The 18,809-nt window shown below is 69.0% G+C and carries 14 protein-coding genes; 6 read left to right on the forward strand and 8 right to left on the reverse strand.

Annotated features, from left to right (window positions below):
* Nucleotides 1-3: 3 nt before the first annotated feature.
* The 3 genes from IPG50_23165 to IPG50_23175 form a co-directional block, all read right to left on the reverse strand.
* Nucleotides 4-1,488, reverse strand: coding sequence for a serine/threonine protein kinase (locus tag IPG50_23165; protein MBK6695083.1), 1,485 nt, complete (start codon nucleotides 1,486-1,488; stop codon nucleotides 4-6).
* Nucleotides 1,476-2,618 (reverse strand): hypothetical protein, encoded by a 1,143-nt coding sequence (locus IPG50_23170; GenBank protein ID MBK6695084.1) that lies wholly within the window; start codon nucleotides 2,616-2,618, stop codon nucleotides 1,476-1,478. Before IPG50_23170 ends, IPG50_23165 begins: the two co-directional genes overlap by 13 nt.
* A gap of 183 nt (nucleotides 2,619-2,801) precedes the next feature.
* A complete protein-coding gene (locus IPG50_23175) occupies nucleotides 2,802-3,992 on the reverse strand; it encodes a serine/threonine-protein phosphatase (GenBank protein ID MBK6695085.1) in 1,191 nt (396 codons plus the stop codon).
* A gap of 67 nt (nucleotides 3,993-4,059) precedes the next feature.
* Here IPG50_23175 and IPG50_23180 point away from each other — a divergent pair, with 67 nt between their 5' ends.
* Entirely contained in the window at nucleotides 4,060-5,841 is a 1,782-nt protein-coding gene (locus tag IPG50_23180; protein ID MBK6695086.1) for a hypothetical protein, read from the forward strand.
* Here the strand turns inward: IPG50_23180 and IPG50_23185 are convergent.
* Together IPG50_23185 and IPG50_23190 are read right to left on the reverse strand one after the other, a co-directional pair.
* The gene (locus tag IPG50_23185) at nucleotides 5,838-7,295 is read right to left on the reverse strand and encodes a hypothetical protein (protein MBK6695087.1); all 1,458 of its coding nucleotides are present in this window, start codon (nucleotides 7,293-7,295) and stop codon (nucleotides 5,838-5,840) included. The genes IPG50_23180 and IPG50_23185 overlap by 4 nt on opposite strands.
* Before the next feature lie 109 nt (nucleotides 7,296-7,404).
* Nucleotides 7,405-8,844 (reverse strand): 2OG-Fe(II) oxygenase, encoded by a 1,440-nt coding sequence (locus IPG50_23190; GenBank protein MBK6695088.1) that lies wholly within the window; start codon nucleotides 8,842-8,844, stop codon nucleotides 7,405-7,407.
* Nucleotides 8,845-8,944: 100 nt separating this feature from the next.
* On the opposite strand from IPG50_23190, the gene IPG50_23195 reads away from it, so the two are divergent.
* The 4 genes from IPG50_23195 to IPG50_23210 are packed head-to-tail and all read left to right on the forward strand — an operon-like array spanning nucleotide 8,945 to nucleotide 11,573.
* Nucleotides 8,945-9,550 carry a TetR family transcriptional regulator C-terminal domain-containing protein gene (locus IPG50_23195; GenBank protein MBK6695089.1) on the forward strand — a complete coding sequence of 202 codons (606 nt, stop codon included), beginning with the start codon at nucleotides 8,945-8,947 and terminating at the stop codon, nucleotides 9,548-9,550.
* Nucleotides 9,551-9,600: 50 nt separating this feature from the next.
* Nucleotides 9,601-10,206, forward strand: coding sequence for a hypothetical protein (locus IPG50_23200; GenBank protein MBK6695090.1), 606 nt, complete (start codon nucleotides 9,601-9,603; stop codon nucleotides 10,204-10,206).
* A gap of 13 nt (nucleotides 10,207-10,219) precedes the next feature.
* A complete protein-coding gene (locus tag IPG50_23205; protein MBK6695091.1) occupies nucleotides 10,220-10,885 on the forward strand; it encodes a lysoplasmalogenase in 666 nt (221 codons plus the stop codon).
* A 55-nt stretch (nucleotides 10,886-10,940) separates the two neighbouring features.
* Nucleotides 10,941-11,573: a hypothetical protein gene (locus tag IPG50_23210; protein ID MBK6695092.1), complete on the forward strand. Its 633-nt coding sequence runs from the start codon at nucleotides 10,941-10,943 to the stop codon at nucleotides 11,571-11,573.
* A gap of 4 nt (nucleotides 11,574-11,577) precedes the next feature.
* Here the strand turns inward: IPG50_23210 and IPG50_23215 are convergent, their stop codons facing one another.
* Together IPG50_23215 and IPG50_23220 are read right to left on the reverse strand one after the other, a co-directional pair.
* On the reverse strand, nucleotides 11,578-13,155 hold the full coding sequence (locus IPG50_23215) for an NAD-binding protein (GenBank protein ID MBK6695093.1): 1,578 nt from the start codon (nucleotides 13,153-13,155) through the stop codon (nucleotides 11,578-11,580).
* An 82-nt stretch (nucleotides 13,156-13,237) separates the two neighbouring features.
* Complete coding sequence (locus IPG50_23220) at nucleotides 13,238-13,660, reverse strand: nuclear transport factor 2 family protein (protein MBK6695094.1); 423 nt, start codon at nucleotides 13,658-13,660, stop codon at nucleotides 13,238-13,240.
* Nucleotides 13,661-13,896: 236 nt separating this feature from the next.
* Here IPG50_23220 and IPG50_23225 point away from each other — a divergent pair, with 236 nt between their 5' ends.
* Entirely contained in the window at nucleotides 13,897-14,895 is a 999-nt protein-coding gene (locus IPG50_23225; GenBank protein MBK6695095.1) for a hypothetical protein, read from the forward strand.
* A gap of 27 nt (nucleotides 14,896-14,922) precedes the next feature.
* On the opposite strand, the gene purL is transcribed toward IPG50_23225, so the two are convergent.
* A complete protein-coding gene (gene purL, locus IPG50_23230) occupies nucleotides 14,923-18,795 on the reverse strand; it encodes a phosphoribosylformylglycinamidine synthase (protein ID MBK6695096.1) in 3,873 nt (1,290 codons plus the stop codon).
* Nucleotides 18,796-18,809: the final 14 nt, after the last annotated feature.

Raw genomic sequence — 18,809 nt, forward strand, 5'->3', positions numbered from 1 at the left:
CTCTTAGAGCTTGTCTTCGATGGCGCGGCCTTGAACCTGAGTCGACTTGCCCGTGGTGACCGGCGCGGGCGTCGCTGCCGTCGGCGGCTTCTCGCCTGCCGTTGGCGCCGTGGTTCGCGTGGTACGTGAGCCGGAGCGGCCGCTACGGCCCGTGTCGGCAGGTTGGGCCACGGTGGTGACGGCGCCGGCGCCGGCGTCGACGACGGCTGGCTCCGTCTGCGCGGTCGGTGCGGCTTGCGCGGTCGGCGTCGCCGTTGGCGTCGTGACGGCCGGGGTCGTGGGCGCGGTCACCGTGGTGGCCGTCGTCGTTGGTGCCGGCCCGGCGGCGGTCTTGTCGCCGCCACCCTTCAACAGAACCACGGCACCGATGCCCCCCAACAACAGGACCGCCGCCACCGCTGCGATGGCGACCACGGCGCTCGACTTCTTGGCGCCGGTGTCTTTCACCGACGACGTCATGCTTCCGGCGCCTGTCGTTCCGGCGAGCGGCAATTGACCCGGGTTCGTCTGGCCGACGGCCGGCTGCATGATGTCCGCCATCACGGGCCCGCCAGCGCCGGTGCTCGCCATCGGGGATGGCGAAGACATGGGTGACGACTGCATCGGGGGGCGGAACGCCTGGGGCGTACCGGCCATCCACTGCGAGATGGCCTCCGCGAATTCAGTCGAGGTCTGGAAGCGATCGCTGGGCTCGCGGGCCATGCCCTTCTTGATGATCGCGGCGAAGTTCGGGTCGAGGCCCGGCACGAGCGACTCGGGCGCCGGCGGCGGCTCGAGCACGATCTTGAACATCAGTTCGTTGAAGGTGTCGGCGAGGTACGGCACCTGCCCGGTGATGCACTCGAAGAGCACGACGCCCGCCGAATAGATGTCCGACCGATGGTCCGATTGCTTGGACCCTTTGGCCTGCTCCGGCGACATGTAATACGGCGTGCCGATGACCGCGCCGGTGCGCGTCATGCTCATGCCCGAATCGCCGGAGAGTTGGTTGAACTTGGAGACGCCGAAGTCGACGATCTTCACAAAGTCTTCGCCGCGCTTGTCCTTGGTGAGGAAGATGTTGTCGGGCTTGAGATCGCGGTGAACGATGCCGGCCTTGTGCGCCGCCTCGAGGCCTTCGAGGAGCTGGACCATGAGCGGCGCGGCGACCTGGGGCGTGAGGCGCCCGGCCTTGGTGACGCGCGCCGTCAGGTTCTCGCCGTCGAGGTACTCCATGACCATGTAGCGAGAGCCCGAGGGCAACTCGCCGAGGTCGTAGACTTCGACGATGTGATCGGAGCCGATCTTTCCGGCGGCCTGCGCTTCTCGCTCGAAACGCTCGACGACGGACGCGTTGTCGGCGATGCCCGCGTGGAGGAGCTTGATGGCCACGCGGTGGTGGATGCGAACGTTCTCGCCCTCGTAGACGGCGCCCATGCCGCCTTCGCCGAGCAGCCGCACGATGCGGTACTTTTTGTCGAGGAGCTGACCAATCGTTACATCTGCCATGGAAGCGCTCCCCCCATCAGGACTCCACCAACGGTACCGTCACGAGAGATCATCGGTGCGAGGCGAAGCGGCGCGCTCGCGGCGCGCACACGGCGCGTCTCGCCGCTGGCGAGGCGCTCCACTTCAACCGTGGGCCGACTCAAGTAGAAGACCGCCGTGACGGCCGCGCCGACCACCGTTCCCGCCAGCAGGACATCGGAGACGAGGTTCATCGTCTCGCCGGACTCCTTGAGCGACTGAGCCTTGTCGGGGGACCGGCCGTCGTTGGCTGATTTGTAGTCGCTCTGCTTCGAGAGGCCCACCACGCCGGTGACGACGGTGCCGATGGCGAAGAGGCCCGTGGCCACGCCGCCGACGATGACCGACGTCGGGATCGGTCGCTCCTGGACGCGCACCGTCTTTGGACCCGTGTCGCCCGAGGGGCCTTGGGCCACCGGCGCTTGCTTGAACTCGAAGGCGTGGGCCGGCATCTCCTTCTGACCCGTGGTGTCGAACTCCCACGTCACATCGGGGAACCCTTCGCTGCGTGCTGTGAGCACGTGGGCCCCCGAGTGGATGCCCACGCGGGTCGGCTTGTCGAAGGGACCGTAGGCGTTGGTGATGCGCTCGCCGCGCACCGGCACGCGAGCATCGACGATGGTGAAGCGCGGTTGGTTCGAGCTGACGGTGATCCAGACGAGGCCCGCCTTCAGCGTCTGCAAGTCGGTCTTCACTTGTTGCGCGACGGCCGCATCGATGAGGTCCTTGCCGTCGGCCAGGTACTTCTCATACGCGGAGATGGCCTCCTCGTCGCGCTCGAGCTTCATGGCGCAGAGGCCGAGGTTGTTCAGGATCTTGTAAACGGGCGATGCGGCGTAGGCAGCCTTGAACTCGCGGTACGCCTCTTCGTAACGAGCGCCGCCGGGGTCCTTGAGGAGGTTCACGCCAGCGGCAAAGCGCGCCTTGGCCTCTTCGCTGATCTCCGCTGCCGGCGCCGGCGCGGCGGACGTTGGGGCTGGCGCCTGCGCATGCACGGCGCGCGTCTGCGCGAAACACGACAAGGCGGCTGCGGCTCCCAGGGCGAGCGGTGCGAAGCGGTGTGAAAACGAAGCGGCGAAGGGGCGAGGGGCCCGACCAAGAAGTGCGCGCATACGGGCAAAAAGCCTATCACAGCGCGTCTCTCGGACGACAATGAGCGGCGAAGGTTTTCACTGCCTTTCTTGAGGTGGACAGGACCGGCGATGCACCGACAACGGGGGCGCCCCCCGCCTGGCCGGTGAGGCTGGCTGGTGAGGCTGGCTGGTGAGGCTGGCTGGTGAGGCTAGCTGGTGAGGCTAGCTGGCAAGGCACCGGGCGAGGGCCCGATAGGCGGCCGCCGCCAGACGTGCGTCGGCATCACACACCTCGCGAAAATCGTCGGAACGGAGCCGAAACGCGCGCACCTTTCCCTGGGCGGCGTAGGTCGCGGGGCGCCGCGCCTCCACGAGCGACTCAGGGTAGAGCACGGCGCCGGCCCCAAGTGCTACGCCGTCGGACCTGGAGACCTCACCGTCGAGCACGATGTAGGCGACGCGATCTTGGGCGACGATGCGCGGGATCCGCCGCTCCGAGAGCTCGACCTCGACGACCGCCGACAGGATGCGAAGGGCGTGGGGACGGCTGAGCATGGCGAGGAGTGGCGCCGAAAGCGCGACGTCCAAGTCTCGCGCCGCCGCTTCGCCGTCGTCGCGGGGGCCGATGGGCGGACCAATGTCGACGACCACCGCGGTGGCGTTGTCGCGGCCGCCTGCGGTGATGGCGGCGTCGATGAGTCGCTGCGCAGCGTGGGCGGCCGTTCCTCCGCGCGGGCCCATCTTTGGCTCGCTCTGAACCATCTGATGAACGCCGTCGGTGCAAAGGACGAGGCGATCGCCGCTGGCGACGGCGAACGAGACGCGATCCGACGCGACCGTAGCGCCGACGCCCACGGCGTTGAGCAGGCGGTTGGGGACGCTGGTCTTGGCGCGGGGCGGGATCGAGCCCTTCACGCCGAGGCTCATTCGGACATCGTGGTCGTCGGTCACCTGAATCGTGGCCGATGGCCGGACGAGGTACACGCGCGAGTCGCCGACGTGCAGCAAGAAGGCGCGCTCGCGCGCGAACAAGAGCACGTCGACGGTGGCGCCCATGCCGCGCCACTCGGGGTGTCGATCGCCCTCGGCGCGGACCTTTTGATGCGCAGCGTCGATGGCGCGCTGCATGGCATCGAAGACGGCGCTGCGCGTGTCGATGGAAGGCTCGGCCACATAGGCCAAGAGCTCGTCCTGTTGCTCGGAGAGGGTCGCGCGAATTGTGTCGACGGTCAGTCGGGAGGCGAGCTCGCCGGCGGCGTGACCTCCCATGCCATCGGCCACGATGAAGAGACCCGCCGCCGAGTCTGCGTGGAAGGCGTCTTCGTTGTCGTCGCGCACGAGGCCGCGGTGCGAGACGGCGCCCGAGGTCACGCGAAAGTCGAAGAACGGATTCGCGGACGCCTCGTCGACCATCGAGATCGGTAAGCCTACACGTCCCGGCCTCGTGCCGGAATCGACCCGGGCTCGCCCCTCCGCTACTTTGGCAATTCGCACTCTCGACGACGACTTTCGCAGGCAGAACTTGCTTCGGGCGACCTTCCAACACTTACGCAGCTTGTTCGCGGGCCTGACGCGCGAGGAGCGGCTTGTACTCGTGGTCGTGGCGTTGCTCCACGGCGTGGGCCTCGGCTGGGGGCTTCCGTCGAGCGACAGCTGGGACAACGACGGCGTCGCTCCGCGCGACTTTTTGCCTGGCCTCCTCAAGACCTTCACGCAGGGCGACTACTACACCTACCCGCCGCTGCAGCTGCTCTTGCTCGCGCTGCTCACGCTGCCGGTGACCTTGTTCGCGCTGGCGCGCGCCGGCTCTCTGTCGCAGGAGGCCGTGGTTCGCTCGTTTCTCGACCCGCACGTCATGACGGCTTTCACGGTCGCCGCGCGCGCGATGTCGTTCGTTCAGTCGATGGGCATCGTCCTCGTGATGGGCGAGCTCGCCGCGCTCATCGCGAAGGACCGTCGCGCGCGGGTCTACGGCATGGCGCTGGCCGGCCTCGAGGTGACGCTGACCTACTACGCGCACACCACCAACCTCGACGTTCCTTACCTCTTTTGGGCGACGCTCGCGCTCCTCGCCTTCGCGCGCGCCAAAGAGGGCGACGCGCCGAAGGGGCTCAGGCGAGCGGCGATCTTTGCGGCCTTCGCCGTGGCGACCAAGGACCAAGCCTACGCGCTCTTCATGTTCTCGATACCTCCGCTCGCGGTGGCGTGGCTTTGGCAGCGACGCACCCGCGCCCGTGAGCTCGTGCGAGAGCTCGCGGTGGCGGTGCTCCTGACGTTCGGCGTCGTCCTGCTCATCGACGGTGCCTTCTACAATCCGCGCGGCTTCGTCGCGCGGCTGAGGTTCCTGCTAGGCCCAGCGAGCCAAGACTTCGCGCAATACGCCAAAACTCTGCGCGGCGCCGCTGCCGCCTTCGCCGACGTGTGGCGCTCGTTTCCGGTGCACTACCCGGCAGTCTTCGCGCTCCTCTTCACCGCGGGGGTGCTCATCGCCATCTGGCCGCGTCGCGACGCAGAGGGGCGCCGCCGCGACGCGGCCGTGGCGCTGCTGCCGGCGCTCGGGGCGTTGTCGTTCACGCTGGGGTTCAATTGCTGGGCGCGTCGCGTCGAAGAGCGCTTCGAGATGCCGCAGATGGTTCTCATGAGCGTCTACGGCGCCGTGGCCCTGGCGGCGCTCGAGCGCTGGGCGCGGGGGCGGAGCCGTCCGGCGCGCGTGGCCTTCGGTCTGCTTTGCTCCGTGGCGCTGCTCCTCGCGCTGCGGCAGAGCGCCGCGGTGGTCGCCGTCATGCTGGACGACCCGCGCTATCAGGTCGAAGACTTTCTCGCAGCCAAGCTGGCATCCGGCGACGGTGTCGAGGTCTATGGGAGAAATGTGTATCTTCCACGATTCGCGGCGGGCACCCACGTGTGGCGCGTCGGTCCCGACGAAGTCGGCCGTCGCAACCCCATGCCCGGCATCGTCGAGGTCGAGGCTCCCTACGGAGCCATCGCGCAGCGGAAGCCGCGTTTCGTCGTTGTTGGAGCCGGCTTCGCGTGGCGCTATCGCATTGGACGATGGGACGGTGACGCGGGGCGTGTGCAACCGGTGAGTCACTCGGGCAACCTCACGGACACCGATGCCACCGCGTTCTTTCAATCGCTCTTTGCCGGCACAGCCGGCTACCGAGAGGTCCTCCATGCACGCCGTGAGGGGCGCGTCTTTCCCACCATCGAGCTGCACGCGAGCCTCGGCATGCAGGTCTACGTGTTTGAGCGCGACCGCTAGGAGGCCGCCTCGCTGGCGGCGCCTTCGGGCCTTCGCAACAGCCACGCAAACAAGAACACGAGCACCGCAAGTCGCACAGACATCGTCGCGACGCCAACGGGCCATTGCCGGTAGACGTGATCGTAGAACGCGCGCAAGTAAAGCTGGCTGAGCCCGACGACGAGCGCCAAGAGGAATGTCAGCGCGGAGAGGGGCGAGGCGCGCACCCGCGCCACGAGCGCGCCGAGGCCCTTCGCGCGGGGCGGAGGCGCGTACACGTGGGGCGCGGCCAAGACGGCGGGCAACGCCCACGTCAGGTATTGAGGTGAGAACACCTTGCCGCCGAGCCATAAGGCCACGAGGCCCGCGAGCGTCGCGACGACGAGGTCGAGCGTCCGGCGTGGCTCATCGCGAGGGGCCTTGGCGCCGGTCCACGCCGAGAGCGCCGCCGCGGCGACGAGGGCGAGCGTGAGCGGAACGCTCGCCTTCGCGAGCGCGTCGGCGACGACCCCATGAAAGTTGTACGACCCGTAATCCATGGCGGCTTCGGCCCCGCGCCCTGCGATGAGGCGCCCGATGCCGTAGAGCACGCCGAGGCACGACTCGACGTGGAGCGCTCGCTCGCCGTGATAGGCGAGGAGCATTGGGAGCGCGGAAGGTGTCGCGAAGAGGGGTAGCAATCCGATGGCGGTGCCCAAGACGCCCCCCAGTGCCACCCGGCCGAGCGAGCGCGCGTGCACGTCACCGGTTGCAAGGAAGAGCGGCACGACGACCAACGCCGGCACGAGCTTCGTGGCGAAGACCAGGCCGGCGCACACGTCCAGCAGAACCCACCGGCGACGTACCGCCGCGAAGAGCATCGTCGTCATTCCCAGGGCGACCAAAGCGTCGAGCCGCTGAATGGAAATGGCGCCGTGCGCCAGCAATAGGAGACCGAAGAGCACCGCGCGCAGCGAAAGGTCACGGGCGCGGGCCTCGGCGGCGGGTCGCGGCGCCGCGTGAATCGCCAACGCCGCGGCGGCGAGGAGCACGAGCCCCATGAGCGCGCCGAACAAGCGTGCATAGTGACGAAACTCGTGGGCGATCAGCGCGGGGGCGACCACGAAGGGAAAGTTGAGCGGCAGGTACTCAAGCGGCACTTCCGTGTAAGGGGTGTGGAAGCGGCCGTCGGCGGGCGTCTCGACGGGCGGCAACGACGACTTGCCGCGGCTCGCCAAGATCCTCGCGTTGTAGGGCCGGCCCAACGTCGCGTTGGCCGTCGCGAAGTAGATCTCTTCGTCACCGGAGCGGCGGTACAAGAAGGACGTCGGGTACCGGAGCGTCTCGACGACGTTCGCGGACAGGTTCGCCTTCACGCGATCGCGGTAGGCCTCCCAGTCGGCGCCGCCCACGCTCTGATTGAGCCAGAAAAGCGGCACAAAACAGGCAAAGAGCAGCGCGAGAGCGAGGTGCCTCGTGGAGAGTGCGGCGCGCATCGGAGGGGGCCGGTTGGTATCAGAATCGGAGCACGAAGTCTTTCGGCGGCGGGGGGAGCGCGTGGGCGCCCCGTACCTCGAACCTGCCGACTCCACGGTGTCGGGGGTCCTAGGCCAACGAGACGACGCGCGCGTAGCCGTCGTAGCTGCCGGTGACGAACCGGTCGCCGCCGAGCGGCGCCACGGCCCGCACGAAGCTTCCGAGGTTCACCGACGACCGCTCCCTGAGGCGGCCGTCGAGGCGGCGTACGACGCCGTCTTCGCCGCCGCAGACGAGGCCGCCCTCAGCAGGCGCGAGCGCATCGACGGAGCCGCTGCCCACGACGCGCGTTCGCACGGCGAGTTCGGGGCCTCCTTGGGTCACTAGGAAGAGGGCGACGTCGCCGTTGGCGAAGCCCACGGCGAGACGGTCGTCGTCGAGCGCCGCGAGCGCGCGAATGGGCGAGGGGCCCGCCCATCGCCAGCGCACGTCGCCGTGGTCGCTCACCAAGGAGAGAGACCCGTCCTCGGCGCCGGAGGCGACGAGGCCTCGGAGCCGCGCGAGCGCCCAGACCCACCCTTCGTGCGCGGCGAGCAGGGTGGCGTCGCCGTTCGACGCGTGGCATCTCCGCACCGTGCCGTCGGCCGCGCCCACCGCGAAGGCCCCACCGCCGAGGCGGCACAGCGCGAGGACCGCAGAGCCGAAAGCGAGGTGCCGATGGCTCTCGGAGGGAGCCTCGCACCGCGCGTCCAAGACGCGGGTCGTGCCGTCGCGCGAGCCGCTAATGAGAACGCCCGGCAGCGCCTCCGCGAGGCACGTGACCGAGGCTTCGTGACCGCCAACGACGGCGACTTGCCGCCGCTCGCGCGCGTCGAAGAGGCGCACCGTTCGATCGCGTGACGCCGTCGCCACGTGGCCGCTGGCGAGCGGCGTCGCCGCGAAGACGTAGCCAGCGTGATGACCGAGGGTCCGAGCGTCGGTCGTCGTGCGGCCCGGGACACCGTCGTAGACGACGTCGGTGCGGAGCACGATCTTCGTACCGTGGCTCACCGGTTCACCGTCGTGCCACGTGTCGTGGCGGAAGAGGATGGCGTCGCCGCGCCGAGGCCGCACCGAGGCGTAGAGCGCACCCGTTCGGCCGGAGAAGAAGCGCGTGTGGCCGCCACCGAACTCGTGTGGCTCCGACAGGGAGAGTTGGCACGTCAAGAGCGACCGCCGCTCCGGGGTGGGCTCGAAGGCGCCGTCTTGGTGACGCGTGAAGGACTGGCCGGCCGTGTAGCGGCAGACGCGAAATCGCGGATTCAATGCGACGACCCGAGCGCCACCGAGCGTTTGCGGTAGGCGTGCGGCGATGCGCCGGAAGAGGCGCGCCGAGAAGCCCTCGTCGTCCCAGACGAGGCGGTCGTTGTTGCGGTAGCCGGGCGGGTAGGCGAGGGCCATGGGCGAAAAGCCCGCCGCCTCGGCCCGCGCGACCAGCGCCGCGCACTCCGCCTTCGTCAAGACGCCGTCAAGCAGCGCGTAGGGCGGCCCGGCGGTCGCCTGCTCGCGCCCGTTGAATGTTGGTTGCACGACCAAAATATGAGCCGCGCGACCCGCCGCGTCAAGTGGCGCGCGAAGTTCCCGCCGCGAGGTCCTTGACGCGGCGGACCGTTGGCAAAACGATGAAGGCGTGCCGAGGCCGTCGAACACCGCCGAGCGACGCGCCGAGATTGTCGACGGCTTTCTCTCGGTCATGTCCCGTGAGGGCTACGAGCGCGCCACCATCTTGAAGGCGGCGCGGGCCGCCGGCCTCAGCCCGGGCCTCGTGCACTACCACTTCGCAGACAAGGAAGCGGTCCTCGTGGCGCTCGTGGAGCAGCTTGCGGCAGGGCTATCGTCGCGCGTCGCGGCGCGCCTCGCTGCGGCGGGAGACCACCCACGCCGCCGTGTGCACGCCATCGTCGACGCCCTCGTGGCGAAAGACGACGACGCGGATCCGCGCGCCGTGGCCGCGTGGGTCGTCGTTGGCGCCGAGGCCGTCCGAGAGCCAGCGGTCCGTGCGCCGTACGCAGCGGCCCTCGCCGCGTTGTTCGCGCAGCTCGAGACCGAGATCGCGAGTCTCTTGCGCAGCGAAGGGAAGAGCCCGCGGCGCGCCAAGGGTATCGCGGCCGCGCTGCTCGTGGCGTTCGAAGGCGCCTTTCAGGTGTCGGCCACGGCGCCGGGCTTGCTCCCCGACGGATTCGCCGCCAAAGCCCTGCGCCGCGTCGTCGACGCGCTCGTGGAGTCACCCTCGTGACGCGCGCGGCGCGCGCGTTGCTCACGGAGGCGGCGCCGCCGGGCCTCGACATCGATGGCCTCTACGATGAGCTGGCGGCGGCCTACGCGACGCCGCCGCGCGCGTACCACTCGCTCGACCACATCGCGGACGTGGTGAGTCACTTCACGGCGGTCTCGCGCGCTGGACTATGGCACGCACCGCGCGAGGCCTTTCTGGCAGTGCTCTTCCACGACGCCGTGTACGTCGCCGGGCGCGGCGACAACGAGCGGAAGAGCGCTGAGCTCGCGGCCGAGTGCATCGCGCGGCACTCGCCGGCCCACGCCATCGACGTCGCTCGCGTCGTCCACCTCATCGAGCTGACGGCCCGTCACGGCTCGGTCGAAGCAGGCTCCGTCGACGCCGACGCTGCGCTCTTTCTCGATTGCGACATGGCGATTCTTGGCGCGGAGCCGACGGCGTTCCTCGCTTACGAGCGCGCGATCCGTCTCGAATATGCGCACGTGCCGGACGCCCTCTTTGCACAGGGCCGGGCCGCCTTCTTGGAGAAGGTCCTCGGGTCTCCGCGCATCTTCCTCTCGCCCTACTTCCACGAACGACTCGACAGCGCGGCGCGGCAGAACCTGGCGGGCGCGTTGCAAGCGCTCGGCGGGACAATGGCGGCACCCCTTTCGTGAGAGGCTGATCCTCGTGGACGCCTTCTTCGTAGCCCTTCTTGCGCTCTTCGTGGCGTTGCTCCTCGTGTCCGAGCGGCGTGATTCGATGCGCGGACGCTGGCTCACCAAGCCCGCGGCCTCGGTGCTCTTCGTCGTCGCCGGGGCTCGCTCCCTGGTCTTCGCCACGCCCAACGCCGGGCTCACGTCGTTCGAGCGGCTCGTTTTTGCCGGTCTTGTCTTGGCGGCGCTTGGCGACGTGCTGCTCATTCGCGCGCAGCGCCCGGACGCTGTGGGGCAACGCTTCTTCCTCGCGGGCCTGGCCACGTTCCTCCTTGGACATGTGGCGTACGCCGGCGCCTTCGCGGTCCGCGGCGTCTCGGTGTTCGCGGTGGAGGGCGTCGCGCTGCCGCTCTTGCTGGCGGGCGCGCTGATTCTTGGGTGGCTCTGGCCTCACGTGCCAAAGCCCTTGCGTGGCGCCGTCGTGGCCTACGCGCTAGTGATTTCGGCGATGGTGGCCTTGGCCGTGGGGACGACCCTCGCGCACGGCAACGCGTGGCTCTCGTGCGCCGCGCTGGCCTTCTACGTGTCGGACTTGGCCGTCGCGCGCGATCAGTTCGTCAAGCGAGCGTTCTCGAATCGGCTGTGGGGGCTGCCGCTCTACTACGCCGCGCAGCTCGCCTTTGCGACGGTCGCACGATGAAAGCCCGCGCCCCGGTCGGCGGTGCACGGACCGGCAAAGGCGGTATAACCGCCGCATGGGGAAGCCAATCACGACCGCACTTGGGCTGGCGCTCCTGGCCCTTGCCGCGCTGATCGCCTGTAGCTCCGACAACGCTGGCGCGACCTGCGCCGCCGATGCGACCTCTTGCCGTAGCGACAGCGAGTGTTGCTCCGGAAACTGCGCCCTCACGGGCGGGCTCGCCTATTGCCGTGAGCGAGGCGTGGCGGCCAGCGCCTGCGCGACGGCCGGCGAAGCCTGCACGCAGAACCGACACTGTTGCGACGGGCTGTGCGAGGGCGATCGATGTTTCGGGGGCGGAGGCGCCGTTCCTTCGTGCCAACCCAACGGCGGGAGCTGCGCGAGCGACGACAGCTGCTGCAGCTCGCGCTGTAGCTCGGGGAAGTGCCTCGCCGCTCCTGCCGCCTCGCGGCCCGACGGCGGAGGGGCGTGCGCTCCTGGCGGCAACGCCTGCAGCGCGTCGGCCGACTGTTGCAACGGCGTGTGTTTCTCCTCGCCGACAGGCGGCGGGTCGATCTGCTCTTCGCCGGGCACCGGCGGCGGGGGCGGGGGCGGCAGCTGCGTGTCCTCCGGTGGCCGGTGCTCTCGAAGCAGCGACTGTTGCAGCAAGAGCTGCGACGCGCGAGCCAACGGGAGCTTCTGCGGTTGATCGGTCAGCCGAGCGGCCTTTGGCGAACGAGCACGTAGCGTGCGCCGGCGACGACGCGCGCCTCGGCACTGACCGGCGTGTGTGTGCCGTCGTCGCTCTGAAGCACGAGCGCGACGCCCTCGGCGCGTTGGAGGTCGGCGGCGGTGCGGCCGGCCCAGGTCGCTGGCGCCGCTTCACGCGTGACGACCACGAACGTGCTGTTGCGCACTAAGGCCGCTACGACGTCGGTGAAGAGGGCGGCCGCCACGAACGACGGTGACGCCACGCGCGAGGCGCTGAGAGCGCGCTCGATGGGCAGGACGCCCTGAACTTTGGTCGCGAAAGCGGGGTCGAAGAGGCGCGATACGACGCGGACGTTTCGAGCCTTGTGCTTGACGGCGAGGGCGATCTCCAAGTTCGTGGCATCGTTGCCGGTGGCCGCGATAAGCGCGCGCGCCCTCGCAACACCGGCCCGATCGAGCGTGCCCGAGAGGCGACCGTCGCCCGCAAGCACCGGCAGCTGCGAGCGAAGCTCGCTGGCGAAAGGCGCCGCCGCGTCCACGTCCACGCCGACGACGGGGACCCCGAAGCGGCGCAAGTTCTCCACGATGCGGTAGCCGACGTTGCCGAGGCCAATGACCACGACATGGCCTTCGAGCGTCACATCGGGGTTCTGCGCGACGCGACGAAATCGCTCGGCGACAATGAAGTCGGTGAAGAACGAGTAGAAGAGCGCCGTTGTGGCCGAACCCAGGAGCATCACGAAGCACGTGTAGAGCTTGATGACCGTCGCCGAGTCCTTTGGCGTGATGTCGCCATAACCGGTCGTCGTGATGGTCGTGATCATGAAGTAGAAGGCGTCGACGAGGCCCAACTGCATGCCCGCGGAGAAGACGAAGACGCTAATCATCGTCAGGCCGACGAGGAGCATGAAGGTGATGCGCATCGACAGCGGCGCGTGGCGCCACACGGCGGCGGGCCATCGCAACGCCGCCGCGAGGATGGTCGCCGACTTGATAGGGGTGGCCTCGGGCTCGCCCAGAAGCGTCTTCCACGCGGTCTCGGGCGCCAACGTGAGGCCATGCGCCGCGAGCGGGGAGCCATTGCTCTCGGCCAGCTCGCGGGTCTCGGCGATGACGAAGGCGTCGTCGCCAAAGTCGAAGCGCGCGAGGAGCGGGTCGTCGAGGGCGGCCGACGCAAAGATCGGCGCAGCCAGCGCCGACATGGCGAAGGCTCGGCGTACGTCGAAGGACTGCTCGAGCACCCGTGCGAGGTTCTGGTCGAAGAGGCGGACCACGACCGGCGTGTCGGCGTTCGCCCGCCGAACGTCGAGGGCGATTTCGACATTCGTCAGATCGTGATCCGTCGCCGCGATGACGGCGCGGGCTCCGGCGAGGTCGGCCTTCTCGAGCACCGACGCGTCGCGCGCGTCGCCGCGTATGAAACGGACCTTCGGGTCGTCGAGGCGCACACCGGTGGCTCGGCGCGTCTGATCGCTGATGACGACGACGCGCTCGCCTAGCCTGGAGAGAAGCTGGACCACGCTCTGGCCCAGATGACCAAAGCCGCAGACCACGATGTGCCCCTGCGCTTCCGGCTCCATGGCGGCATCCTATGACGGGCCGCGCCTTCGGCGGCTCCATTCTCGCACACGCGCGGAGGGCAGGTCGCTGGCGTGCTTTGGATTACAGCGGCGTTCGCAGGCGCCGCTGGAGCCACCGCATCACCGCGCCGAAGCCGGGGACTCTGGCGTAGAGCTCTTCGGCGACATCCCAGTAGTCGCGATGCGCGATGACGAGGCCGCGCTCGTTGAAACGAAGGTGTGTCGCGCCTGGTATCTGGAGGAGCGCCATGCCCCGGGGGCGGAGCCAGAAGGTCCACGTGATGACGGCCGCGTCGGGCTTCTCGAAGCGTTCGTGCACCTCGATGCGAATGTCGCTCGCTTGCTCGAACATGTGCGCGAAGACGCGGGTGATGGCGTCTCGACCGCGCACGTCGTTGAAGGGATCGCGAAAGGAGGCGTCGTCCGCGTAGAACTCACGAACGCGGTCGACCTTCTCCTTCGACAAAGACTCGAACCACGGAATCATTTCGTCGAGCGTCGCCATGCCTTCTTCGGTAGGGCAAAGGGCGCCGCGCCGCCAGCCTTTGAACGGTGTAGGGCGCCGTCGCCGCCTCGCCACAGCGGCGTGCGAGTCGATGTGCGCGAGGGGAGGGCGGTCGCTCACCAAAGCGACGACGACGCCCGATCCCCCATGGATCTTCATAGGAGATTCGACGCATGCTGGAGCGTCGCGCGCACGGTTCTTACGGGAACACCGGCGCGCAGAGGAGTCGTCCGCCGATGAAGAGCAGTCGCTTGGGCGCGTTTTCCGGTTGCACCGCGCTGACGCTGGCGCTGACCATTGGCGCTTGCGGCGGCGATGCCGAAGAGGTCTCCATCCCCCTTGGGGAGCCAGCGTCCTCGGCCACACCAGGCCCCGTCGCCAAGACGACAGCGCCCGTTATGGCCACCGTGGGGAACCAGGGCGGGAGCGTTCTCAATGCGGAAGGCGTGGGCGTCACGGTGCCGCCCGGTGCGTTGCCCGAAGACGTGACGCTCACCGTCACGTCGACGCCCGACGCGCTGCCTCCGCCGAAGGCCGACGCCGTTGGGACGCCGACCACCTTTGGGCCGTCGGGGCTCCAGTTCGCGAAGCCGGTGACGGTAGTCTTGACGTTCGATCCCGCGAAGCTGCCTCCCGGGATCGACGCCAGTCGGATCGTCGTCTTCACGGCGCCCGATGGCACGACGAACTTCGAGCCGCTGCCAACCACGGTCGTGGATGCGACGCACGTGAGCGCCCAGACGATTCACTTCAGCGTGCTCGTTCCAGTTATCCCGCCACCGGGGGTGTGCTTCCCGACTTCCTGCGCCTCGCTTGCGCCCGCGTGCGGCGAACAAGACGACAAGTGTGGCGGCAAGCTGGACTGCGGCCCTTGCTTCACCGACGGCGGTGCGGCGGACGCGGGCGCCGACGGTGATGCGGGCGTCGTCGACGGATCGATGGACGCCTGCGTTGCCCTCACGTGTGGGTCGTACGGCCCCGGTACTTGCGGACCGCGCTCCGACGGCTGCGGGGTATCCATCGATTGCGGTGCCTGCCCCGTCGACGCCGGTGATCTAGACGCCAGCGCGGATGCGGACGGCGACGCGGCGGACGCCGATGCAGACGCCGATGTCGATGCGGACGCTGACGCCTGCACGCCGATGGTGTGTGGCAGCCAGTGCGGCATGATCGCCAACGGCTGCGGCTGCATCCTCAACTGCGGCGCGTGCCCCGTCGACGCGGGCACGCAGTAGCCGCCCGCCGGCGGCGAGGGATAGCCGCTAGCCAACCCACGCGCGCGCGTTTCGGAACATCGTCATCCAGGGGCTCTCGCCTTCCCAGTCGCGAGGCCTCCACGAGAGCTGAACGGTCCTGAAGACCCGCTCCGGGTGGGGCATGAGGATCGTGGCCCGCCCGTCAGGTGTCGTCAGGGCCGTCAACCCGTCGGCCGAGCCGTTCGGATTGGCCGGGTAACGCTCCGTCGGGCGAAGGTCCGCGTCTACGAAGCGCGCCGCGACGAGGCCGTCTTTCGCGAGGCGCTCGAGGTCACCAGCGGCGAGCGGTTCGACGCGACCCTCGCCGTGGGCGACGGCGATGGGCAACACGGAGCCGGCCATGCCCTTGAAGAACACCGACGGCGACGGTTCGATGCGGACCATCGACAGGCGCGCCTCGAATTGCTCCGAACGGTTCCTCACGAAGCGCGGCCAGCGGGCCGCACCTGGGATGAGGTCGCGCAAGTTGGACAGGGCTTGGCACCCGTTGCAGACGCCGAGCGTGAAGGTATCGGGGCGCGCGAAGAACTGCGTGAGACTTGCCCGTACCCTTTCGTGGAAGAGGATCGACTTCGCCCAGCCTTCGCCGGCACCAAGGACATCGCCGTAGCTAAACCCGCCGCAGGCGACGAGGCCCCGGAAGGTGCCGAGGTCCACGCGCTCAGCGAGGAGGTCGGTCATGTGCACGTCGACGGCTTCGAAGCCCGCATAGTGCATCGCCGCCGCCATCTCGACGTGCCCATTGACGCCCTCCTCGCGCAGGATCGCGACGCGCGGCCTCGCCGCGAAACTCGCGGCGGCAGCCTTGTCGAAGGTGAGCTTCGCCGAAAGTCCCTTCGCGTCGGAGCGAGCGGCGTGCTCCTCGTCGGCGGCGCTCGCGTCATCGCGCTGGCGCTGCATGCGCCACGTCGTGTCCGACCACTGGTTGCGGAGACGCGTCCGCGAGTCTTCAAAGACGACGCGCTCGCCACGACGAATCGTGACGCGGTCGCCGACTTTGGGGCTCCCCAGGACGTGAGCGCACGCGCCGAGGCCGTGCCGCTCCAGGACTTCGGAGACCTCTCCGCGAGCGTCTTCGCGAATCTGCAGGACCGCGCCCAGTTCTTCCGAGAACATAAGCGCGAGCTCGTCATCGCCGAGGGAGGCGGGAAGGTCGATGTCGAGGCCGGTGCCACCGGCGAAGGCCATCTCGAGCAGCGTGACGATCAGACCTCCGTCGGAGCGATCGTGGTACGCGAGGACCAGCGCGCGGTCGTTCAGCTCCTGCACGGCACTGAAGAGCGCGACCAATTGAGCTGGGGTGTCGAGGTCTGGCGGGGCGCCGCCGAGGGCAGCATGCACCTGCATCAGCGCGCTTCCGCCGAGGCGATGCTTGCTCCCGCCAAGATCGACGAGGACGAGCTGCGTGCTCATACCGACTTCCGTTTGGAGCTCCGGCGTAAGTGTCCGCCTCGCGTCGACGACCGGCGCGAAGGCCGTCACCACCAGCGACACCGGTGCCGTTACGCTGCGCGCGGCGCCGCCGTCGTCCTTCCAGACGCTGCGCATCGACATGGAGTCTTTGCCGACGGGGACGGCGATGCCGAGGGCCGGGCAAAGCTCGAGGCCGACGGCGCGGACCGCGTCCCATAGTCGCGCGTCTTCGCCCGGGTGCCCGGCTGCGGCCATCCAGTTGGCGGAGAGCCGAACGCTCGTCAGAGCGTCGATGCGCGCCGCAGCGATGTTCGTGACGGCCTCGCCGACGGCCATGCGGACCGACGCGGCGGCGTCGAGCAGCGCCAGTGTCGGGCGCTCGCCGATAGCCATCGCCTCGCCGGTGTAGCCTTCGTAGTCCGTGAGCGTCACGCCGCAATCGGCGACGGGCACCTGAAACGGTCCCACCATCGGATCGCGCGCCACGAGGCCCGTCACGGTGCGGTCGCCGATGGTGACGAGAAACGACTTGTCGGCCACGGCGGGCAGGAGGAGCACACGGTCGAGGGCTTCGGCGATGGTGGGCGACTGCACGAGCGGAGCGCTGGCCGGCACCTCGCGCCGAACGTCGCGGGTCATCTTGGGCGCCTTGCCCAGGATGACCGACAAGGGGATGTCGATCGGCGCGCGGCTCGCGGACGCGTCGACGAGACGCAGTTGCCCATCGGCGGTGGCGTGGCCAACGACGGCCATCGGCGCTCGCTCGCGTTCGCAGATCGCTTGGAGCTCGGCAACCCGGTCGGCGAAGACGGCGAGCACGTAGCGCTCCTGGGCTTCGTTGCACCAGATCTCGAGCGGCGACATGCCCCGCTCGGCGCTGGGGATGGCGCGGAGGTCGAACGTGGCACCACGTCGACTCTCGTGGACGAGCTCCGGGAGCGCGTTCGACAATCCGCCGGCGCCAACGTCATGAACGCTGATGATGGGCGTGTCGTCCTTGGCCCAGGCGCGGTCCAAGACCTCCTGGCAGCGGCGCTGCATCTCCGCGTTGTCGCGCTGCACGCTGGCGAAATCCAAGTCCGCCGTCGACGCGCCCTGCGTCATGGAGCTGGCGGCGCCGCCGCCGAGGCCGATGCGCATGGCGGGACCGCCGAGCACGACGATGGCTGCGCCGGGCGGGATCTCGCCCTTGGTGACGTGCGCTTCGCGGACGTTGCCAAGACCGCCCGCGAGCATGATGGGCTTGTGATAGCCGCGCACCTCGGGACCGCGCGGCGTTGTGACTTCGAGCTCCAGCGTGCGGAAGTAGCCAAGGATGGCGGGCCGGCCGAACTCGTTGTTGAAGGCCGCGGCACCGAGTGGGCCATCGGTCATGATGTCGAGAGCCGAGGCGATGCGCTCGGGCTTGCCATAGGCGCGCTCCCACGGGCGCTCGGCACCGGGAATGTGCAGGTTCGATGTCGCAAAGCCCACGAGCCCCGCCTTCGGTCGCGCGCCACGTCCCGTCGCGCCTTCGTCGCGGATCTCGCCGCCCGAGCCCGTCGACGCGCCCGCGAAGGGCGAGATGGCTATCGGGTGGTTGTGCGTCTCGACCTTCATGAGCACGTGCACCGGCTCCCGGTGCGGCGCGTAGACGCCCGTCTTGTCCGTCGCGAAGAACCGAGCGCCGGTGGGGCCCGACATCACCGCTGCGTTGTCCTTGTACGCGGAGAGAACGCCCTTCGGGCTCTTGTCGGTGGTGTTGCGGATCATCCCGAAGAGCGACCCCGGCTGCCGGTCGCCGTCGACGATAAAGTCGGCGTTGAAGATTTTGTGTCGGCAATGTTCGCTGTTGGCCTGGGCGAACATCATGAGCTCCACGTCTGTGGGATCGCGCTCGAGCTTCTGGAAGGCCGCCAAAAGGTAGTCGATCTCGTCTTCGGCGAGGGCGAGGCCCAAGCTCGAGTTGGCCGCTTCGAGGGCCGCCCGGCCCTCCGCGACGAGCGGCACCGTACGCAACGGCTCGGGCGCGTGCTCCTCGAACAGGCGCATGAGCTCATCGCGCTCGGAGACCACGCTCTCGGTCATCCGATCGTGCAGCAGCGCCGCGACCCTTTGTGCGTCGGCGGGAGCTCCCCCAACGACCGTCCACTCGATGCCCCGCTCGATGCGGCGGATCGAGGCGAGACCCGACGTGTGAACGATGTCCGTCGCCTTCGATGACCACGGCGAGAGCGTGCCTTTGCGCGGAACGACCCAGAACGTGTTTCCCTGGGCGGCCTCGAAGGGTTGACGCGGTCCGTAGGTGAGCAACTTCTCGAGGACCCGTCGCTCCAGCGGCGTCAGCTCGCCTGCAATGTCGACGATGTGCACGAACCGCGCCGAGAGGCTCACGACGTCTTGGTGCGAGCTGCGCACCCGCTCGAGACGTTTGGCGAGGCGCGTCTTCGAGAGCGCGGCGGAGCCGTCGTGAACCAGAACGGGCATGGGCGCGAGCATGC

Source organism: Myxococcales bacterium, assembly GCA_016703425.1.
Lineage (GTDB): Bacteria > Myxococcota_A > Polyangia > Polyangiales > Polyangiaceae > JADJCA01.